We start from the raw sequence: 18,382 nt of genomic DNA, 5'->3' as shown, positions 1-18,382 counted from the left end.
ACACGGTTCCTGTGGGAGCGGGCGTGCCCGCGAACACCGGCGCAGCCGGTGCCAGACACCGCGTCGCCGGCTTCGCGGGCACGCCCGCTCCCACAATGAATCGCGCAGGCTTTTCAAATTTTGGAAAGACAGTTGCCCCCACAAGGACTACACAGCACTTGAAGCCTGCGCGATTCCTGCAGGGGCGGGCAAACCCGCGAAGAAGCCAGCGCCGAATTTCGAACAAGCATAAAAAAACCCGCCAGAAGGCGGGTTTTTTGAAAGCTAGGAAGCTAGATCGGCTTAGGCGATCTGAACTTCTTCAGCCTGCATGCCTTTCTGGCCGCGGGTAGCGACGAAAGTAACAGCCTGGCCTTCTTTCAGGGTTTTGAAGCCGTCAGCTTGGATGGCTTTGAAGTGCACGAACAGGTCGTCGCCCGACTGAGGGGTGATGAAGCCGTAGCCTTTCTCATCGTTGAACCACTTAACAACACCGGATTGACGGTTGGACATTTTTCTGTCTCCTTGGACAATTTGATAACGGTCAGGAAACACCCTGACCGGGACTGAGCGCAAAGAGAGCAGAAAATTCAGCGATGGGCCGATCAGGATCGTGCATCAAACTAGAGATTCTCGGTGTCACGTGCAGCACAGTGGCGCCACCTTACCCCACTTTCCGCAACCTGCCAATGGTCTGAATGCGGTTTAGGCAAATTCGGATCGACGGCGGCTGCAAGCCGCGCCCGACGCGGGGTGAGGGATGGAACTTTAACCTGGGCGCCGGGACCGGTAAGATGCGCACCACGTTTTCCACCACGCAACTCTTCAGGACACCCCGCCATGAGCATCAAATCGGACAAGTGGATTCGCCGCATGGCGCAGGAACACGGCATGATCGAGCCGTTCGTCGAGCGCCAGGTGCGCGGCGAGCAGGACAGCCGGGTCATCTCTTTCGGTGTTTCCAGCTACGGCTACGACGTGCGCTGCGCCGACGAATTCAAGGTGTTCACCAACATCAACTCGGCGACCGTCGATCCGAAAAACTTCGACGCTGGCAGCTTCGTCGACATCAAGAGCGACGTGTGCATCATTCCGCCGAACTCGTTCGCCCTGGCGCGCACGGTCGAGTACTTCCGCATTCCGCGCGACGTGCTGACCATCTGCCTGGGCAAGAGCACCTACGCCCGTTGCGGCATCATCGTCAATGTCACCCCGCTGGAACCTGAGTGGGAAGGCCACGTGACCCTGGAATTCTCCAACACCACCACGCTGCCGGCAAAGATCTATGCCAACGAAGGCGTGGCGCAGATGCTGTTCCTGCAGTCTGACGAAGCGTGCGATGTGTCGTACAAGGACCGCGGCGGCAAGTACCAGGGCCAGCGCGGCGTGACCCTGCCGCGGACCTGAGCCGACGAGCGCGGGGAATTACCTGCGCTTTTGCCACTCCAACGAAGTACGCCGATGCTCATGATGTGCATCGGTTTCGTCAGGAGCAGCCAATGAAACTCCATCCCGCAATCAGTGCCAAGCTGGCAGGTCTGCAGCCCAACCACATCGGGTTGTTGCCCTGGTCTTTGCTGGCGCATCCGTTGCCCATGCAGGCCGGGGGCGTGCCCCACCAGCCTGACCCCGATACGCCGCAGCCTGCGCAGCCAGGTGAATCTCCACCCATGGAACCGGGCGAGCCGACCTTGCCTGACGAGCCTCCCCCAGCGCCTGTAGCGTGATGCGCTGCTAAAGCGGCCAGACCCGGCCGGCGCCAGCCAGGTAGACCTGGCTGGTGGGCAGCGGCGCTATTTCCCAGCCGCCGGTGAACTCACCGAATGCGGGCAGCAGGCTCACCTGTTTGTCGATCAGAAAGCACGGCAGGCGCAGGCGTTGCCTGGCCCTGCCACGCAGGATGAAGACCGGGTGCACGTGGCCGGCCAGCACTGGCCGTTCCGGGTGAGCATGCGGTTCGTGCTGCAGGGCGAAAGGGCCCAGCAGCCAGGGTTCATCCAGCACTGTGATGCCCAGCGTTTCGGGGGGATCGCCGGCGTTGTGATCGTGGTTGCCGCGTATCAGCACGATGTGCAGGCCAGGATGGCGGTCGCGCCATGCCTGCAGACGAGCCAGCGTGGCAGGTGCCCGCGCGCTGCGCGCGTGCAGGAAGTCGCCGAGTACGACCAGCTGTTCGCAAGCGTAGTGGGCCAGCAGGTCATCCAGCCGCGCCAGGGTCGCCTCGGTGGTGCCACGCGGCACCGGTTGGTGCAACGCACGATAACTGGCGGCTTTGCCGATATGCACGTCGGCAACCAGCAATGCACGCTGCGCCGGCCAGTAGATGGCCTTGTCCGGGAGCAGCCATAACTCCTGGCCGCAATGTTCGATGGCCTGATGCTGTTGAGTCATTCCTTGTTCGCCGCCTGTTCCAGTTCTGCCACCATTCGCGCAATACGGTCCGCCAGCTTCTCGGTGCTCAACGTCTCGCGCATGCCCTCCACCAGCAAGGCGAACGCCAGCGGCCCCGGCCGCTTCAATGCCCGCAGGTCCAGTTGCAGGCCGGCCATCTTCAACAGTTGGCGGTGCAGGCGATCAATTTCCAGTTCCTCGCTCAGCACCTCGTCACGGGCCTGGCCGAGCAGCAGGTTGCCTGCATCATGTTTGCGAAACACCTCGTAGAACAGACCACTGGATGCTTGAATCTGCCGCATGCTTTTCTGTGCCGCCGGATAGCCGCCAAACACCAGCCCGGCAATCTGGGCAATTTCCCTGAAACGGCGTAGCGCCATTTCACCCGCGTTGAGGCTGGCCAGCACATCCTCCAGCAGTTGCTCGGTGCCCAGCGCCTGCGGTAAGTGCGTCGCCCAGTCCACATGGCCAGGGCTGAGCAGCTCGAAGCCATAGTCATTCACGGCAATCGATACCGACAGGGGTTGCTGGCGGCTCACCCGCCAGGCAATCAGGTTGGCCAGGCCCAGGTTGGCCATGCGCCCGGCGAAGGGGTACAGGAACAGATGCCAGCCCTGGCGCGACTTGAAGGTCTCCGCCAGCAGCGTAGCCGTGGTGGGTAGAGCCGACCATTGGGCTTGCAGTGCCAGCAGCGGGCGCACGGCGCGCATTTCCGGGCCGGTAAACCGTTCGTGGGCGGCAGCGTCGAGCTGTTCGACCAGCGCATCGGCCAGCTCGCTCGACAAGGGCATGCGCCCGCCGTTCCAGCGTGCTATGGCAGCCTTGCGTGCGGTGCTGCGGCGTACGTAGGCGGTCATGTTTTCCACCCGCACCAGTTCCAGTACCCGCCCGGCGAACACCAGCGTATCGCCGGGCCGCAGGCGGGCGATGAAGGCCTCCTCGACACTGCCCAGCGTCTTGCCGCCGCCGCCCTTGCTCCAGTACTTGAGCTGCAGGCTGGCATCGCTGACGATGGTGCCGATGCCCATGCGATGGCGCCGCGCCAGGCGCTCGCTGGCCACTCGATAAACGCCGTCGGCATGGCGCTCGACGCGCTGGTAGTCGGGGTAGGCCGTCAGTGAACTGCCGCCGTGGCAGACAAAGTCCAGGGCCCACTGCCACTGGCTGTCGCGCAAGCCGGCGAACGCCCAGGTGCTGCGCACTTCGGCCAGCAACTGGTCGGCGCGAAAGCCACTGCCCAAGGCCATGCTGACCAGGTGCTGCACCAGTACGTCCATGCACAGCCGGGGGGAGAAACGCGCCTCGATGTGCCCGGCTTCCAGTGCCTGGCGAGCGGCTGCTGCCTCGACCAGCTCCAGGCTGTGGGTAGGTACGAGGGTTATCCGGGAGCGCCGCCCGGGGGCATGGCCCGAGCGGCCGGCCCGTTGCATCAGGCGTGCGATGCCCTTGGCCGAGCCGATTTGCAGCACCCGCTCCACGGGCAGAAAGTCTACCCCCAGGTCCAGGCTGGAGGTGCAGATCACCGCCTTCAGGCTGCCCTGCTTGAGGCTGCGTTCAACCCAGTCGCGGGTTTCCCGGGCCAGTGAGGCATGGTGCAAGGCGATCAGGCCGGCCCAGTCGGGGCGGCTTTCCAGCAGGGCCTGGTACCAGAGCTCGGCTTGGGCCCGGGTATTGGTGAACACCAGGCAACTGGTGCTGGCGTCGACCTCGCGGCTGACCTGGTCGAGCATTTTCAGGCCCATGTGCCCGGCCCAGGGAAACCGTTCTATGGCCCCGGGCAGCAGGGTATCGACCTGCAGTGCTTTGTCTTGCCGGCCTTGCACCAGCAGGCCGCCCTCGGGCAGCAGCACGTCCCGTGCATGCTGCAGGTTGCCCAAGGTGGCAGACAAACCCCAGGTCGGCAGGCCTGGGTGCCAGCGGCGCAGGCGGGCCAAGGCCAGCTGCAGTTGCACGCCGCGTTTGTTACCCAGCAACTCGTGCCATTCGTCGACCACGATCAAGCGCAGCGTGGCGAAATCGGCTTCTGCTTGGGCACGCGTCAGTAGCAGGGTCAAGCTTTCCGGGGTGGTGACCAGCACGCTGGGCAGGCGCCGCGCTTGCCGGGCCCGCTCGGCACTGCTGGTGTCGCCGCTGCGTACGCCGACACTCCACGGCAAACCCAGCTCATCGAGGGGCGCTTGCAGGGCGCGCGCAGTGTCGGCGGCCAGGGCGCGCATTGGCGTGATCCATATCACCTGCAAGGGTGCTGCCTGGCGCCCCTGCGCCTGGGCCTTGAATGCGCGCAGTGCCGCCAGCCACACCGCGTAGGTTTTGCCGGCACCGGTGCTGGCGTGCAGCAGGCCAGACTCGCCGCGCTCTACCGCCGCCCAGACCCGGCGCTGGAACGCGAACGGTTTCCAGCCACGTTTGCTGAACCAGGCGTTGGCGAGGTCGGTGGTGGGCATGGGGCGCAGGGTCCTTCGAAGGTTGTGCTTCTACAGACCACCCGCCGGCGGCAATGGTTTTACCGGATCAATTGCCCAACAGGTAACCGCTCCGGCACACCTGCTCGCCGGCCACATGGGCGATGACCATGCCCGCGGTAGCCATGCGCCGTACGCTGCGGGCGTACAACAGGCCGGCCTGGCTATTGCGCACGGCAGTGACCCGGTCGCTGAGGGGGTCGATGACTTCGGCGATCAGTTGGCCTGCCGCCAGTTGCTGGCCTGGTTTGGCGTGGTACACCAGCAACCCACCCAGGGGTGTCGCCACCGGTTCTACGGCGGCCAGCGGTGTAGCCGGGCGCAGCAGGGCGGGGAGTGCCGGCTTGGCACCCTCGATAATGCCGGCATGGGTGAGGAAGTCGAGAATCGCCCCGCAATCCTTGCTGGCCAGTGCGTGGCTGACGTCGGCCTGCCCGCGCAACTCGACCGTGACCGAGCAACAGCCCAACGGGATAGGGAAGCGTTTGCCGAAGCGCTGCTGCAACTGCCACCAGACCAGGCTGAAGCACTCGTCGAACGACTGCCCGCCCGAATCGGTGGCCAGCAGGCTGGCCTGTGCACCCAGGTAGCGGGCCAGCGGTTCGATCTGCGGCCAGGCGTCAGGTGTTGTGTACAGGTGCTCCACCGCTTCGAAGTCGCAGTGCAGGTCCAGTATCAGGTCGGCATCGCAGGCCAGCCGTTGCAGGATCAGGCGCTGGGCCTGCAGCGGCGTACGCGCCGGGTGCGCGTCCAGCCCGCGGCGCAGGTACTCGCGGATCAGCGCAACGTTGTGGGCAGGGTCCTGGCTGAGGTGCTCTTCGATCTGGTCGCCGATGGTGTCCGACAGGTCGACGAAATTACGGTTGAAATTCTCGCCACTCTGTAGCTCGAAGCGCCCCAGTGGCGCGTCCAGCAGCACCTGCTCCAGGCCAACCGGGTTGGCCACCGGCACCAGAATGATTTCGCGCTGCAGACGGCCTTGTTGTTCCAGTTCTGCCAGGCGGCGCTTGAGGTGCCAGGCGACCAGCATGCCGGGTAGCTCGTCGGCGTGCAGCGATGCCTGGATATAGACTTTGCCACCACCGCGGGGGCCGAAGTGGAAGCTGTGCAGTTGGCGGGTGATGCCCGGAACGGGTGAGAGCAGGTCGTGTGTTGAATGGTGCATGGTGGTCCTGGCTGCGTGGCGAAAACGGTCTGCGACACGGGTCGGCACACAGATAGAAGCACAGTTTTCGGCGTTGTGCCTGCATAGGGTTTGCCGAAACTCGGTGAGGGTGGGCTGCGCGAGCGAGCCCGCCCACACCGCGGCCACCCAGCCAGCAACCTAGGCCAGCAAGGCCTGCAGCGTCGCCAGGTCGTCGGCCTCTTCCACCGGTTTGTCCAGGCGCCAGCGCAGCATGCGCGGGAAGCGCACGGCGATACCGCTCTTGTGCCGGCGGGACAGGGCGATGCCCTCGAAGCCTAGCTCGAACACCAGCGTGGGGGTCACGCTGCGCACCGGACCGAAGGTTTCCACGGTGGTTTTGCGGATGATGCTGTCGACCTTGCGCATCTCCGCGTCGCTGAGCCCTGAGTACGCCTTGGCAAACGGCACCAGTGCCCGCCCAGGCGTGCCGGCCGGCGCGTCCCACACGGCGAAGGTGTAGTCGCTGTACAGGCTGGCCCGGCGGCCATGGCCACGTTGGGCATAAATGAGCACGGCATCGACGCTGAAGGGGTCGATCTTCCACTTCCACCAGGTGCCCATGTCCTTGGTACGGCCCACGCCGTACAAAGCCTCACGCTGCTTGAGCATCAGGCCCTCGACGCCAAGGCTGCGGGATTGCTCACGCTGGCGGGCAAGGTCGGCCCAGTCCGGGCCTTCGAGCAGTGGCGACAGCAGGACCGGGGCAAGCGGGTGTTCTTCCACCAGGCGTTGCAGCTGGGTGCGGCGTTCGTGCTGCGGTCGGCTACGCCAGTCTTCGCCTTGCCACTCCAGCAAGTCGTAGGCTTGCAGCACGACAGGCGCGTCGGCCAGCAGCTTCTTGCCCAAGGTTTTGCGGCCAAGGCGCTGCTGCAGCAGCGCGAATGGCTGCACGGCCAGTTCCGTCGATGACTCGCCCGGCTTCCACACCAGGATTTCGCCATCCAGCACCACCCCATCAGGCAGTGTCTGCGCCAGGCCATGCAGTTCGGGGAAGCGCTCGGTGACCAGCTCTTCGCCGCGTGACCACACCCAAAGCTGGCCCTCGCGCTTGACCACCTGGGCACGGATGCCGTCCCACTTCCATTCGATCTGCCAGTCACTCGGCGGGCCGAGCAAGGCGTCGAACTGCTCGCTGGGCACCTGCAGTGGGTGGGCCAGGAAGAAGGGGTAGGGCTGGCCGCCGCGCTGACTGTGTTCATCGGCGGACTCCTCGGCGATCAGCTTGTGGTAGCTGGCGGCGCTGGGGCGGTGACTGATGTCGGTATACCCAACCAGCCGCTGGGCCACGCGCTTGGCGTCCAGCCCGGCCAGTTGCGCCAGCGCACGGGTGACCAGCAGCTTGGACACGCCCACGCGGAAGCTGCCGGTGATCAGCTTCAGGCACAGCATCAGGCTGGGGCGTTCCAGTTGCGCCCACAGCGCTGGCAAGCGTTCGCGGACCTGCTCGGGCGGCAGGCCCCGCAAAGGCAGCAGATGGTTTTCAACCCAGGCTGCCAAGCCTTCGTCGTTGCCTTCTGCATGCTGCGGCAACAGCAATGAAATGGTTTCGGCCAGGTCACCGACTGCCTGGTAGCTTTCCTCGAACAGCCAGTCCGGCAGGCCGGCCATGGCCGTTGCCAGTTCGCGCAGCAGGCGCGTCGGCACCAACTGCCGAGGGCGCCCACCGGCCAGGAAATACACCGCCCAGGCAGCGTCTTCGGCGGGCGCGGTGGCGAAGTAATCACGCAGCGCTTCGAGCTTGGCATTGCTGGAAGTGGTCGCGTCCAGGCGCAGGTACAACGCAGCGAACGCTTTCATGGCGCAGGCTCGGGCGTGGGTGCATCGTCTTCGTCGCCGTACTCGGTCACGAAGGCACGGGCATCCAGGCCTTGTTCGTTGAGGTAACGCACCAACACATTGACCGAACCGTGGGTCACCATCACCCGTTCGGCGCCGGTCTGGCTGATGGCCCAGAGCAGGCCTGGCCAGTCGGCATGGTCGGAAAGCACAAAGCCCCGATCCACACCGCGGCGCCTGCGCGTGCCGCGCAGCAGCATCCAGCCGCTGGCGAACGCGTCGCTGTAGTCACCGAAGCGGCGCATCCAGCTGCTGCCGCCGGCTGACGGAGGCGCCAGGACCAATGCCCGGCGCAGCATGGGGTCGTTGCGCGCGATATCGCCGGCATAGCGGGTATCGGGCAGATGCACACCGGCTTCACGGTACACCCGGTTGAGCGGTTCGACGGCGCCATGCACCAGGATCGGGCCGATGCTCGCGTCCAGGCCGTGCAGAATCCGCTGGGCTTTGCCGAAGGCGTAGCAGAACAACACGCTGGCCTTGCCCAGCTCGCAATTGGCCCGCCACCAGGCATTGATGCCGGCGAAGATCTCGCTTTGGCTTGGCCAGCGATAGATCGGCAAGCCGAAGGTCGACTCGGTGATGAAGGTGTGGCAGGGCACCGGCTCGAAGGGGGTACAGGTGCCATCAGGCTCGACCTTGTAGTCGCCGGAGGCCACCCAGACTTCGCCCTGGTACTCCAGGCGCACCTGCGCCGAACCCAGCACATGCCCGGCCGGGTGCAGGCTCAGGGTCACGCCATGGTGCTGCAGGCGCTCACCGTAGGGCAAGGTCTGCAAATCGATGTGCTGGCCCAGGCGGCTGCGCAGGATGCCGGCGCCCGGGCTGGCGGTCAGGTAGTGGCCGTTACCGGTGCGGGCGTGGTCGCCGTGGCCATGGGTGATCACGGCGCGGTCCACGGGCCGCCACGGGTCGATGTAGAAATCACCGGGTGGGCAGTACAGGCCTTCGGGGCGGGCGATGACGAGGTCCATGGCGTAGGCGCTGGTTACCGAGAGTACTTGTTAGGAGCTCGGAACCAGCTTGGGAGTTCGAACCATTTCTTCGAGGGAAAGGGTCACAGGCTTCCATGCCTGGGTACGCTACTTGCCCGGCACCAGCGTCAAGCGCTGGTTGCCATACGCTCGCGCGAAGTTCTGCTGTTGCAGCGGCAAGCTCATGAAGCGCCCGTTGAACCAGGCATCCAGCCCATCGCTGTAATGGGCGCTGGCCGGGTTGCCGGACTGGCCACTGCTGGTCAGCACCTGCAGCGGTTCGGCCTGGCCGAAGTCGACGATCATGCGCGCGGAGGCGGGCAGGCGGGTGGTGAAGTCACTGCCCCAGGCGTACGGGGTGAGCGCGAGGGTAGTGAAGTCGCCACCTGCGGCTTGCGGCGCACGGCTGAGCGCATCGCCCAAGCCATGGTAGGCCGGCGCCGGCCAGTGGTACTGGTGCAGCTTGCCCCATTGCCAGGTGCGGCGGTCGGCGCCCAGCTGCGCAGTGCCGGCATCTACGGCTGCCGCCAGGCTGCGGGCCAGAATGGCCGGCTTGTCTTCTTTCTGCGGGGTGTTGCGGTCGTCCCAGAACGGGCTGTCGTCGCGCCCCAGCAGGTGATCGGCCTGTGCCGAGAACGACAACCGCGCGTTGCTTACGAAGGCCTGCCAGGCAGGGCTGGACGCAGGGCCGAGGTCATCGAGGAAGGTCTGCCTGGCGACTTCCTGCAGGAACAGTTCGTACAGCGCGGCGTCTGCCGATACCGGGCTCAGGCGACCGTCGAATGCCTTGAGCCGCGCCAATGCCTCGCGGGCCTTGTCGCGTTGTGCGCCTGGCAGGGCGTCGATTGCCTGCTTCAGCGGCTGGGCCATGCCGGGGGCGTCGAACATCTGCTTGAGCTGATTGGCCATCAGCGTGACCTGGTCGTTCTGCAGGGCCATCAGGCTGCGGCTGTCATGGCGGCCATTGCCAGCCAGCTGGGCCAGGCGCTCGGCACGCTCAGGGTAGTACCAGGTGCTGGACAGCTGCATGCCATAGCCGCGTGGCTGGCTGCGCTGGTTGGCATGGCCGATCCAGCCAGCAGTGGGGTCCTGGTCATACGGGTGCAGCATCGGGTCGGCGTAGCCGTCCCAGTCATAGCGCCCGTCCCAACCAGGGGAGGGCAGCAGGCCCTGGCCTTCGCGGCGGTTGGGGTAGCGCCCGCTGACCTGCCAACCGATGTGCTCGGGCTCGGCGAACACGAAGTTGAGGGCGGCCGCAGTGACCTCGCGGGTGCTGTCGAAGGCGCGCTCGAGGTTGCCGGCGCGGGTCAGGTCGAAGAGCGCATCCAGGCTCCGGTCGCCCTTGAACTGCGGCAAGTTCAGGGCCAGGCCCAGGCTGGCGTTGTCGGGCTGGGCCAGCAGGGTGCCGTGGCGGGTGTCATACATCACTTCGCGCTGTGGCCGCTGGCCGCGCACGAAGAAGGTTTCGCTGCGCGCGCGGGCCGGCACCCACTTGCCATCTGCCAGGTAGCTCAGCTGGCTGCCCTGGCGGCGCAGTTGTTCCAGGAACAGGTCCTGGTTGTCGGCCATGACTGCGCTGCTGCTCCAGGCCAGTTTGCCGTTGTAGCCGGCCAGCACGATCGGCAGGCCCGGCAGCGACAGGCCGGCAACCTGGTACTTGCTGGTGTGGATTTGTACCGGGCTGAGGGCCCAGGCGGCGCGGCTGTCACTGGCCAGCAGGCTTTTGCCGCTGCGGCTGCGTTGCGGGCCCAGGGCCAGGTTGGCCGAGCCAGGGCTACCGAGCAGGTCGAGGTCGGCCAGCTTCTGGCTGGCGGCCGCCAGTGCCGGCAGCCCCGGCAACTGGCTGGCCAGGTTGAGGCCCTTGAGCTTGTCGACTTCGCTTGTGGCCAAGGGCTCGTCCGGTGCACCGGGCAGCAGCCAGGCCAGTTTGTCGCTGCCGACTTTCTGCGCCAGGGTCAGGGCGCTGAGTTCCTCCTGCAGGTTCACCGACTGGCTGAACGCATACAGGCAGAAAAGCAGCGCCGAATCTTCAGGCTTCCAGTATTCGGGGCGATAGCCACTGTTGGCCAAATCCGCTGGCAGCTTGTCGCGGTAGCGGAACAGGTAGGCATTGACCCCGCGTGCGTACACCTCGAAAAAGCGCTTGAGCCGTGGCGATGCGTCGGCATATTGCTGGGCGGCGCTTTGCTTGAGGTTGGCGGCGCGCATCAGGCGGTCGATGTCGAGCGCGTCGCTGCCGGCCAGTTCCGCCAGGCGGCCTTGGGCCAGCAGGCGCATGGCGACCATCTGTTCGATGCGGTCGCCGGCATGCACATAGCCCAGGCTGAAAAGGGCGTCATGGAAACTGCTGCTTTCGATCAGCGGTGCGCCCATGGCATTGCGCCGCACCGAGACGTTCTGTGCCAGGCCCTTGAGCGGCTGCACGCCGCTGGCGGGTGGCACGCTGCCCTGGTAGCCGCCGGTCTGGCAGCCGGCCAGCCCAAGCAGGCCGAGCAGCGTGGCAGCGGTGGTGAACCGCGGGCGGAAGTGAGGAAAGGCGGCGGCGGCCATGGCAAGGGCTCCTGCAGGGCGAGGCGAGTTTGCAAAGGCGCTAAGGTAGTGAGCGCGCAGGCGCCATGCAAGGTCCCAGGTCGGTTTATTTGCCGGTGGCGGGTCAAACCTCGAAGTGCCCTGCCAGGGCGTCGGAAAAATGCGTGCAGTTGATGCGGGCGTAACGCCGGTAATCACGGCTGACAGCGAACGCCGAGCCGGGCATCAGCAGGATCTTGTGCTGCTCCAGCTTGCGCATCAACGGCTGCAGGTCGGGCAGTTGCGGGTGGTAGACCCAGAGGAACATGCCACCCTGCGGCGCGATCTCGAACTGCCAGCCGCGCTCGAGCAGCAAGCGCTGCGTCTGTACTTGCTGGCGGATCAGCCGCTGCTGCACATCTTTCATGTGCCGGGCGTAGGTACCGTCCGACAGGATGGTGTTGACGAAACGCTCGCAAAACGCCGGCACCGCCACGCAGGTCAGCAGCTTCAGGCGGGTCAGCGGCTCGATCAGGTCTTGCGAGCAGGCGATGAAACCTACCCGTAACGACGCCGACAGGCATTTGGAAAAGCTGCCGATGTAGATGACCCGGTCCAGGTTGTCCAGTTCGGCAAACGTCTGGCGCACGGCCGGGCTGAAGTCGCCATACACGTCATCCTCCACCACGAAGAACTCGTGTTCCACGGCCAGGCGCAGCACGCTGAAGGCGTTGTGCGGGCTGATGTTGCTGCCAGTGGGGTTGTGGAAAGTGCTGTTGCAGAAAAACGCCTTGACCTTGTGCCTGGCCAGGTAGCTGCGCATTTCTTCTACGTCTGGCCCGTCCTGGGTTCGGCGGATGCCGACCACCTGGCCGCCGGCCAGTTGTATCAGCTTGATCAGGTTGCCGTTGCCCGGCTCGTCGACGAACACATGGTCACCCGGCTTGATCAGCAACCGGGCGACCAGGTCCAGGCCCTGGGTGGCGCCAAGCGTGGTCAGCAACTGGTTGGGGCGAACCTCAACCCGGGTCAGGCGTTTCATGTGCACACACAGCTGTTTGCGCATGGGCAGGTAGCCCTGGATATCGCCGTACTCGGCCAGGGAGCTTTGCTCCAGCCGTGCCGTGCGCCGAATCGCCTTGGCCAGCAGCTCGGTGTCGCGCCACGCCGGGGGCAGCCAGCCGCTGCCAAGTTTGGTGTAGTGCTGGCCGCCCTGCAGCAGCCGGAACAGCGGGTCGCCGGCCATGCACTCGGGTTCGTGGATCACGTTCGCCTGCCGGCTGCGGTTGGCGACGAAGTAGCCGCGCCCTGGCGAGGCGGTCAGTACCCCTTCGCTGACCAGCTGGGCATAGGTCGAGACCACATCGTGGTAACTGAAATCGACCGCCGCCGTGAGCTTGCGAATGGAGGGCATGCGCTGCCCAGGCAACCATTCCCCTGCATCCAGGCGTTGCTTGAGCAATTGATGAAGGCTGCAGGTGCTCATGGCAGGTTCCCAACCGTTAGAAAAAAAAGCCTAACAGTTAACGGAAATGCTTGTCGACTGTTCGTTTGCACATGGCCATTACCTGCCACTATTCCCTCGTCGGAACTTTCGGCTGCCAGCCCTGGCAGCCCGTTTAACGTCTGTAAACACCAGATAACTGGATATCGAGCCGTGCACCCTATGGACATGCAATCAGCCGTCATTGCCAGGCTTCCTGTGCCTGAAGAACTGGAGTCATTCAACGTTGTAAAAAACCTTGTGACCTCGGCGTTACTGGAGTGCTGTTCAATTGAAGAATTCGAAGCGCTGAAACAAACCGATGTTATTGAACGGGTGGCGGAACAGGCCCATGACGACTTGTTGGCATTCGCCAGCAAAGACCCTGCCGCCGGCCGCGACCTGGTATTCATTGCCAGAACTTATACGTCCTATTCGGCGGTTTTGCATTATCGGCTTGCACACTGGGTGTACCGCCATGGCGCTTCGGTATATGGCGCCGGTGGGCAGTGCCTGGCCGCCATGATCTCGCGCCGCGGCAAGATGCTGTCGGGCGCAGAGATCCACTTCCGCAGCCGTATTGGCGCGCGCTTCATCATCGACCACGGCATGGGCACCGTCATTGGTGAAACCGCGACCATCGGTGACGACTGCTACGTGCTCGGCGGCGTCACCCTGGGGGCCCGCGGCATCAGCGGCAACCCTTCCAGCCCCCGCCACCCGACACTGGGCGACCGGGTTCAGGTCGGCGCGTTCGCCAGCGTGCTCGGGGCTATCCACATTGGTGACGGCGCCTTCATCGGGCCGGGCTGCATCGTTACCAAAGACATCCCTGCCGCCGCCCGGGTGCAGGTCAAAACATCATTGCAGGTGGTACTCGAGTCATGAATGCTCTGAATTACGAAGTTCTGCGCAATACCGAAAAACTGTATTACAAGGATCAATACCTGGCCGCTGCCAATACGCAAGTAACGCGTGTGCACAGCGACGGTATCGAGTTGCAAAGTACCGTGGCTTATCCGGAAGGCGGTGGCCAGGAAGCTGATTATGGAATTATTGAACTTCCGATCGGCAAGGTGCGTTTTGTCTGGGTCAAGAAACTCTATGGCAGCCCTATTCGCCTGGAAGGTTTCAAAGGCGGGAAACTGGGCGGCATCATCATTCACACCGTGCACCCGGACGACTTGCACTTGCTCGATGAAGTGACTGTCGATATGCCCGCCCGTGTGAGCATCGATATTCAACGGCGCGAGCGGCTAACACTCTCTCACAGTGCCAGCCACTTCCTGTATGCCGCTGCCATCGGCCTGCGTGAGGAACTGAAGCAGTGGACCATCGGCTGCCATATCAAGGAGGACACGGCTCGGTTCGACTTTCTGGTCGAGGATGCCTTCACCGCTGAGGAGGTGATCGAGATAGAACGGCGCGCCAACGAACTGATCGGTGGCGACGCGCCCATCGAGCATTACGCCGTCCAGGGGCTGGAAGACGCACGCTTGTGGACCTACAACGGCATCGAGATTCCGTGTGGTGGCACCCACCTCGATTCGCCAAGGCGCATAGGGCGCCTGAGCGTGAAGCGCAAACGGCTGGGCAAAGGCAAGGAACGCCTGATCTGCGTGTTCCCCGATGCCGAAATCGACCTTGGCGCCTACCACGAGCATGCCTTATGAACACTACCCTGCCGCGGCGCACCTACCTGTACTTCACCGCCCAGTCGATCAACCTGACCACCGCCGTGATGTCGGTGACCATGGCGGCCATCGTTGGCGCCGCACTGGCCCCCGACGCCGCATGGTCGACGGTGCCGTATGGGTTCCAGTTCCTGTGCCTGATGCTGGCAACCTACCCGGTTTCCAGGTTGATGAGCCGTATCGGCCGCAAGAAGGCCTTCATGCTGGGGGCCATTCCGCTGGCGGTGTCTGGTGTCAGCGGCTTTCTGGCGGTGGAGCACCAGCATTTTGCCACGCTGGTACTCAGCCACTCGGCGCTGGGTGTCTACATCGCCTTCGCCAACTTCAACCGTTTTGCCGCCACCGACAACCTTTCCCAAGCCCTCAAGCCAAAAGCCCTGTCGCTGGTCGTGGCCGGGGGCGTGATTGCCGCCGTGGTGGGCCCGACGCTCACCGAGTGGCTGCGCGACGTGGGTGGCTACCCACTGTTCTCGCTGTGTTATGCCGCGTTCATCGGCCTGGCGCTGTTGTCGTTGCTGATTGCAGTGTGCCTGCCCAACGACACCGGCCTGGCCGCTGCAACCGGCAGCGCTGCCACGTCGGCCAGCAGCCGCAGCGAGCCTTTGAGCCCCAGCGTGTTGGTGGCAATGGCGGTCGCGGCGCTGGGCTACGGCATCATGAACCTGTTGATGATCCAGGCCTCGATGCACATGAAGCATATGCACGAAGACTTTACCGACGTGCGCCTGGCCATCCAGTGGCACGTGATCGCCATGTTCGCCCCGTCATTCTTCACCGGGGCGATCATCCAGCGCCTGGGCATCCGGACTACCATCTGCGCGGGCCTGGCCCTGTTGATCGGCTGCTCGGCGCTGAATATCTGGTCGCACAGCTACAGCATGATGACCGTGGCGCTGATCGCCCTGGGGCTGGGCTGGAACCTGACCTACGTCGGCGGCGGAGCCTTGTTGGCGCAGTCGCTGCAAAACAGCCCGGCAGCGATGCAGATGCAGGGCAAGAACGATCTGGGCATTGCCATCTGCGCCACCATCGGTGCGTTCAGCCCCGCGCTGCTGTTGAGCACCGTGGGCTGGGACGGCACCAACGCCATCTGCATGGCCCTGTGCATCGGCCTGCTGATCGCCACCGTTGGCCTGTTGCAGAACAAGGCCTGCCTGCAGACTTCCATGGAAGGGAGCCGAAAATGAGCGAACTCATCAACGTCAGCGAGCGCATCTACACCAAGCTGGAAATGAACAACCCCGGTGGCAGCCACAAGTACCGCGCCGCCCGGCGCATCGTTGAGCACGCCGTGCGCAATGGCGACATCATCCCAGGGGTGACCACGGTCATCGAAAAAACCGGCGGCAGTTTTGGCTTCGGCTTGCTGGCGGCATGCCACGCGTATCAGGTGGCCGTCGAGCTGGCGGTTGGGCTGAGTTTCAGCCAGACCAAGCGGGACTTGCTGGAATGCTTCGGCGCCCGGCTGATTGGCAAGGAAATGCTGATGGCCGGTGCCACGCCCAAGGACGTGGTGATGCACCACCTGGAAAACCAGGCCGCGCTGGGCAAGTCATACTTCTATACCGACCAGTTCAACAACCCGGTGGGTATCGAAGCGCACCGCTACCAGACAGCCAGTGAACTGGCGCTGCAACTGACCAACGCGGGCGCCGGCAAGGACATCCTGTTCGTTGGCTGCGCGGGCACGGGCGCCAGTTTCACGGGCATTACCCTGGGGCTGAAGGATCACGGTTTCGAGGTGTCGACAGTGCTGGTCGACCCCAACGGCTGTGACTCCAAGGCTGGCGTATTCACCGATCACCGCTTCGAAGGCATGGCGGTAGGCGTCAGCCCGCCATTTCTGGACTGGTCGCTGGTGGACGAACGGGCGCAGGTGCAGCATGCCGAAATGTTGGCAGCGCAACGTTGGTTCTACATGCAGAGCGGGGTCTTCGTCGGTAACACTGCCGCCGCCTGCCTGGCGGTTGCCCAGCGCATGGCCCAACAGCCGCGCTATGCGGGGACCACCTTGGTGACCATCGCCTATGACGCCGGCCTGTGGTACCAGGACTTGCTGGGGGCGAACCGGCGCAAGGCCGCGTAGCGCCAGGCACGGCGGGTAGTGCTGGACCGGGGGCATGGTGCGCGAAGCAGGCGCGGCGGGCCATGCCCCCACAGACGCGCTAGATCAGGCGCCGTGGCACTTCTTGAATTTTTTCTCGCTGCCGCACGGGCACGGGTCGTTACGGCCAACGTCCTTCAGGGCGTTGCGTACCGGCTCCTGATGGCCGTGGTTGCAGTGTGGGCCGTGGACATGGCCGTGGTCGTGGTGATGGTCATGGTCGTGGTTGCAGTCAGGGCCATGAACGTGGGGTTGCTGGGACATTGAAGGGTTACTCCGGGATGTGATCGCCGGGGATTATCTCACCACTGCGCGATAAGTGCAGGTCCCGGTGAATCAGCAGGCCAGTGGCCAGGTCGCCCTGCAGGGTGTAATGCAGTGGCTGCCCACTTTTCAGCAGCTTGGCCAGTGGCTTGAGTTGCCGCCAGAGGTTGGTGCGTGCGGTGATCTTGAAGGTCCGCCGGTCGTGGCCGCCTACGCTGCGCCACAGGCTGGTTTCATCCTGCACCAGCAGCAGGTCATTGAGCCGCACGGCATAGGCCAGACTGCGGATGAACAAACGGCTGTCGTTGGGGTTGATGACCTCCAGGTGCAGTACGAATTCCTGCTGCAGCAACCTGGCCTTGACCGTTTCGACCTCGACCAGGTGCACTTCAGGCGGGCGCCAGTCGTCTGCGCTCCAACTGGCGCAGCCCGTCAGCAATGCCAGCAGCGAACCGAGCAGCAGCAGACGGGCGCGTTCGATCATGCTTGGTTACCCATGTAACTGGCGCAGCATTTCTTGAACTTCTGCCCGCTGGCGCATGGGCAGGGGTCATTGCGCCCGGCCTTCAACGCGACCGTGGGGTCTATGAAGTACCAGCGCCCGGCGTGCTGGACGAATGCCGAGCGCTCGCGGTGCTGGTGGTCGCCGTGCGGGTCGTGCCAGCGTGCGGTGAACGTGACAAAGGCATGCTCGGGCTGGCCGCCTAGCACCTGCGCGCTCTCCACTTCCAGCCCCAGCCAGGTGCTCTGGGCGCTCCAGGCGGCCATGCCGGCGCGGTCCAGCTGGGCCTGTTGGGCTGGCAGGGTGGTGGCGACCAGGTAGTCGACCAGGCCCAGCACGTAGGCACTGTAGCGTGAGCGCATCAGCGTCTGGGCATCGGGTGCGGGGGTACCGGCATGGTAATGCCCACAGCAGGCATCAAGCAGGTTGCCACTGCCACAAGGGCAGACCGAGACACTCATCATCACCACCAGTACTTGCCAAAGTTTTCCGGGTTGGCCCAGAACCTGGCGTTGAGCCAGTCCGGGACCTGCTTGTAATCATGCAGATCATAGGTGAACAGGCTCAACACCTGCTCATCGCGGCAGAATTTCTCGCTGGCTGACAATGCCAGGGCGAAAAAGTCGGTGTCCTGCCAGCTGCACGCCGCCAGGTCGGCCAGCACGGCAACCCGGCTGGCATTGAGGTTGCGAATGCCGCCCAGCAACTCCAGGCCGGTTCGCTTGGGCAGGTGTTCCAGGCAGTCCACCAGCAACGCCAGGTCGAAACGCTGGGCTGCCAGTTCGGCAGGCAGTGGCCCTGGCGCAGTGGTAGTGATGGTCACCTGCGGGTGCGCTTGGGCAAAGGCGTCCAGCGCCGGGAAGCGGGTGCCCACCAACAGCAGGCGTTGCGGGGTGAAGCGTTCCAGCAGGGCCGCCAGGGCCTGCTGCGGGGTACGTTGGGAAAAACCTGCGGTCATTGCCAATCCTCGTTCAAGTCGTCCAAGACTAGCCGGCTGCA

Annotated in this window: 18 protein-coding genes; 6 read left to right on the top strand and 12 right to left on the bottom strand. The window is 64.4% G+C overall.

The features are described 5' to 3' along the window. Positions 1–282: 282 nt before the first annotated feature. Positions 283–492, bottom strand: coding sequence for a cold-shock protein (locus GYA94_RS19935; protein ID WP_003254922.1), 210 nt, complete (start codon positions 490–492; stop codon positions 283–285). Between the two features lie 327 nt (positions 493–819). On the opposite strand from GYA94_RS19935, the gene dcd reads away from it, so the two are divergent. Both dcd and GYA94_RS19925 read left to right on the top strand, forming a co-directional pair. Further along, positions 820–1,386 carry a dCTP deaminase gene (gene dcd / locus GYA94_RS19930; RefSeq protein WP_009684571.1) on the top strand — a complete coding sequence of 189 codons (567 nt, stop codon included), beginning with the start codon at positions 820–822 and terminating at the stop codon, positions 1,384–1,386. 92 nt (positions 1,387–1,478) lie between these two features. Continuing rightward, positions 1,479–1,706: a hypothetical protein gene (locus GYA94_RS19925; protein ID WP_054914202.1), complete on the top strand. Its 228-nt coding sequence runs from the start codon at positions 1,479–1,481 to the stop codon at positions 1,704–1,706. A gap of 7 nt (positions 1,707–1,713) precedes the next feature. On the opposite strand, the gene pdeM is transcribed toward GYA94_RS19925, so the two are convergent. The 7 genes from pdeM to GYA94_RS19890 all read right to left on the bottom strand — a co-directional run bounded on the left by pdeM (position 1,714) and on the right by GYA94_RS19890 (position 12,822). Further along, on the bottom strand, positions 1,714–2,370 hold the full coding sequence (gene pdeM, locus GYA94_RS19920) for a ligase-associated DNA damage response endonuclease PdeM (RefSeq protein ID WP_161892941.1): 657 nt from the start codon (positions 2,368–2,370) through the stop codon (positions 1,714–1,716). Then, positions 2,367–4,814 carry a ligase-associated DNA damage response DEXH box helicase gene (locus GYA94_RS19915; RefSeq protein ID WP_029886598.1) on the bottom strand — a complete coding sequence of 816 codons (2,448 nt, stop codon included), beginning with the start codon at positions 4,812–4,814 and terminating at the stop codon, positions 2,367–2,369. Before GYA94_RS19915 ends, pdeM begins: the two co-directional genes overlap by 4 nt. Before the next feature lie 67 nt (positions 4,815–4,881). Further along, positions 4,882–5,997 carry a succinylglutamate desuccinylase/aspartoacylase family protein gene (locus tag GYA94_RS19910; protein WP_029886597.1) on the bottom strand — a complete coding sequence of 372 codons (1,116 nt, stop codon included), beginning with the start codon at positions 5,995–5,997 and terminating at the stop codon, positions 4,882–4,884. 159 nt (positions 5,998–6,156) lie between these two features. Further along, positions 6,157–7,815, bottom strand: coding sequence for an ATP-dependent DNA ligase (locus GYA94_RS19905; protein WP_029886596.1), 1,659 nt, complete (start codon positions 7,813–7,815; stop codon positions 6,157–6,159). Then, positions 7,812–8,828 (bottom strand): ligase-associated DNA damage response exonuclease, encoded by a 1,017-nt coding sequence (locus GYA94_RS19900; protein ID WP_110679149.1) that lies wholly within the window; start codon positions 8,826–8,828, stop codon positions 7,812–7,814. The genes GYA94_RS19905 and GYA94_RS19900 overlap by 4 nt, the downstream gene beginning before the upstream one ends. Before the next feature lie 108 nt (positions 8,829–8,936). Next, positions 8,937–11,378, bottom strand: a complete 2,442-nt coding sequence (locus GYA94_RS19895) for a penicillin acylase family protein (RefSeq protein ID WP_161892940.1) — start codon at positions 11,376–11,378, stop codon at positions 8,937–8,939. Positions 11,379–11,481: 103 nt separating this feature from the next. Beyond that, a complete protein-coding gene (locus tag GYA94_RS19890; RefSeq protein ID WP_110679147.1) occupies positions 11,482–12,822 on the bottom strand; it encodes an aminotransferase-like domain-containing protein in 1,341 nt (446 codons plus the stop codon). Positions 12,823–13,002: 180 nt separating this feature from the next. Here GYA94_RS19890 and GYA94_RS19885 point away from each other — a divergent pair, with 180 nt between their 5' ends. Genes GYA94_RS19885 through GYA94_RS19870 form a run of 4 tightly spaced genes read left to right on the top strand, consistent with a single transcriptional unit; the run spans position 13,003 to position 16,599 of the window. Then, positions 13,003–13,707: a serine O-acetyltransferase gene (locus GYA94_RS19885; RefSeq protein WP_009684584.1), complete on the top strand. Its 705-nt coding sequence runs from the start codon at positions 13,003–13,005 to the stop codon at positions 13,705–13,707. After that, a complete protein-coding gene (locus GYA94_RS19880) occupies positions 13,704–14,492 on the top strand; it encodes an alanyl-tRNA editing protein (protein ID WP_110679146.1) in 789 nt (262 codons plus the stop codon). Before GYA94_RS19885 ends, GYA94_RS19880 begins: the two co-directional genes overlap by 4 nt. Continuing rightward, entirely contained in the window at positions 14,489–15,700 is a 1,212-nt protein-coding gene (locus GYA94_RS19875) for an MFS transporter (RefSeq protein WP_009684587.1), read from the top strand. Before GYA94_RS19880 ends, GYA94_RS19875 begins: the two co-directional genes overlap by 4 nt. Then, on the top strand, positions 15,697–16,599 hold the full coding sequence (locus tag GYA94_RS19870) for a pyridoxal-phosphate dependent enzyme (RefSeq protein ID WP_029886591.1): 903 nt from the start codon (positions 15,697–15,699) through the stop codon (positions 16,597–16,599). Before GYA94_RS19875 ends, GYA94_RS19870 begins: the two co-directional genes overlap by 4 nt. 84 nt (positions 16,600–16,683) lie before the next feature. Here GYA94_RS19870 and GYA94_RS19865 read toward each other — a convergent pair whose 3' ends face one another. Genes GYA94_RS19865 through GYA94_RS19850 form a run of 4 tightly spaced genes read right to left on the bottom strand, consistent with a single transcriptional unit; the run spans position 16,684 to position 18,341 of the window. Continuing rightward, positions 16,684–16,881 carry an SEC-C metal-binding domain-containing protein gene (locus tag GYA94_RS19865; protein WP_009684590.1) on the bottom strand — a complete coding sequence of 66 codons (198 nt, stop codon included), beginning with the start codon at positions 16,879–16,881 and terminating at the stop codon, positions 16,684–16,686. 7 nt (positions 16,882–16,888) lie between these two features. Then, on the bottom strand, positions 16,889–17,365 hold the full coding sequence (locus tag GYA94_RS19860) for an LEA/WHy family protein (RefSeq protein ID WP_009684591.1): 477 nt from the start codon (positions 17,363–17,365) through the stop codon (positions 16,889–16,891). After that, positions 17,362–17,844, bottom strand: coding sequence for a YchJ family protein (locus GYA94_RS19855; RefSeq protein ID WP_161892939.1), 483 nt, complete (start codon positions 17,842–17,844; stop codon positions 17,362–17,364). Before GYA94_RS19855 ends, GYA94_RS19860 begins: the two co-directional genes overlap by 4 nt. 2 nt (positions 17,845–17,846) lie before the next feature. Then, positions 17,847–18,341, bottom strand: a complete 495-nt coding sequence (locus tag GYA94_RS19850) for a DUF6231 family protein (protein WP_161892938.1) — start codon at positions 18,339–18,341, stop codon at positions 17,847–17,849. Between the last annotated feature and the right edge of the window lie 41 nt (positions 18,342–18,382).

Source organism: Pseudomonas juntendi (genome assembly GCF_009932375.1).
Lineage (GTDB): Bacteria > Pseudomonadota > Gammaproteobacteria > Pseudomonadales > Pseudomonadaceae > Aquipseudomonas > Aquipseudomonas juntendi.
The sequence above is the reverse complement of the archived record's forward strand: the minus strand, read 5'-3'. Positions and strand labels throughout refer to the sequence as shown.

Excerpts from the sequence above, each read along its gene's own strand:
- pdeM (WP_161892941.1), bottom strand. The coding sequence starts at position 2,370 with ATGACTCAACAGCATCAGGCCATCGAACATTGCGGCCAGGAGTTATGG.
- GYA94_RS19850 (WP_161892938.1), bottom strand. The coding sequence starts at position 18,341 with ATGACCGCAGGTTTTTCCCAACGTACCCCGCAGCAGGCCCTGGCGGCC.
- GYA94_RS19860 (WP_009684591.1), bottom strand. The coding sequence starts at position 17,365 with ATGATCGAACGCGCCCGTCTGCTGCTGCTCGGTTCGCTGCTGGCATTG.
- dcd (WP_009684571.1), top strand. The coding sequence starts at position 820 with ATGAGCATCAAATCGGACAAGTGGATTCGCCGCATGGCGCAGGAACAC.
- GYA94_RS19875 (WP_009684587.1), top strand. The coding sequence starts at position 14,489 with ATGAACACTACCCTGCCGCGGCGCACCTACCTGTACTTCACCGCCCAG.
- GYA94_RS19890 (WP_110679147.1), bottom strand. The coding sequence starts at position 12,822 with ATGAGCACCTGCAGCCTTCATCAATTGCTCAAGCAACGCCTGGATGCA.
- GYA94_RS19910 (WP_029886597.1), bottom strand. The coding sequence starts at position 5,997 with ATGCACCATTCAACACACGACCTGCTCTCACCCGTTCCGGGCATCACC.
- GYA94_RS19915 (WP_029886598.1), bottom strand. The coding sequence starts at position 4,814 with ATGCCCACCACCGACCTCGCCAACGCCTGGTTCAGCAAACGTGGCTGG.
- GYA94_RS19865 (WP_009684590.1), bottom strand. The coding sequence starts at position 16,881 with ATGTCCCAGCAACCCCACGTTCATGGCCCTGACTGCAACCACGACCAT.
- GYA94_RS19900 (WP_110679149.1), bottom strand. The coding sequence starts at position 8,828 with ATGGACCTCGTCATCGCCCGCCCCGAAGGCCTGTACTGCCCACCCGGT.
- GYA94_RS19855 (WP_161892939.1), bottom strand. The coding sequence starts at position 17,844 with ATGAGTGTCTCGGTCTGCCCTTGTGGCAGTGGCAACCTGCTTGATGCC.
- GYA94_RS19935 (WP_003254922.1), bottom strand. The coding sequence starts at position 492 with ATGTCCAACCGTCAATCCGGTGTTGTTAAGTGGTTCAACGATGAGAAA.
- GYA94_RS19885 (WP_009684584.1), top strand. The coding sequence starts at position 13,003 with ATGGACATGCAATCAGCCGTCATTGCCAGGCTTCCTGTGCCTGAAGAA.
- GYA94_RS19895 (WP_161892940.1), bottom strand. The coding sequence starts at position 11,378 with ATGGCCGCCGCCGCCTTTCCTCACTTCCGCCCGCGGTTCACCACCGCT.
- GYA94_RS19925 (WP_054914202.1), top strand. The coding sequence starts at position 1,479 with ATGAAACTCCATCCCGCAATCAGTGCCAAGCTGGCAGGTCTGCAGCCC.
- GYA94_RS19870 (WP_029886591.1), top strand. The coding sequence starts at position 15,697 with ATGAGCGAACTCATCAACGTCAGCGAGCGCATCTACACCAAGCTGGAA.
- GYA94_RS19905 (WP_029886596.1), bottom strand. The coding sequence starts at position 7,815 with ATGAAAGCGTTCGCTGCGTTGTACCTGCGCCTGGACGCGACCACTTCC.
- GYA94_RS19880 (WP_110679146.1), top strand. The coding sequence starts at position 13,704 with ATGAATGCTCTGAATTACGAAGTTCTGCGCAATACCGAAAAACTGTAT.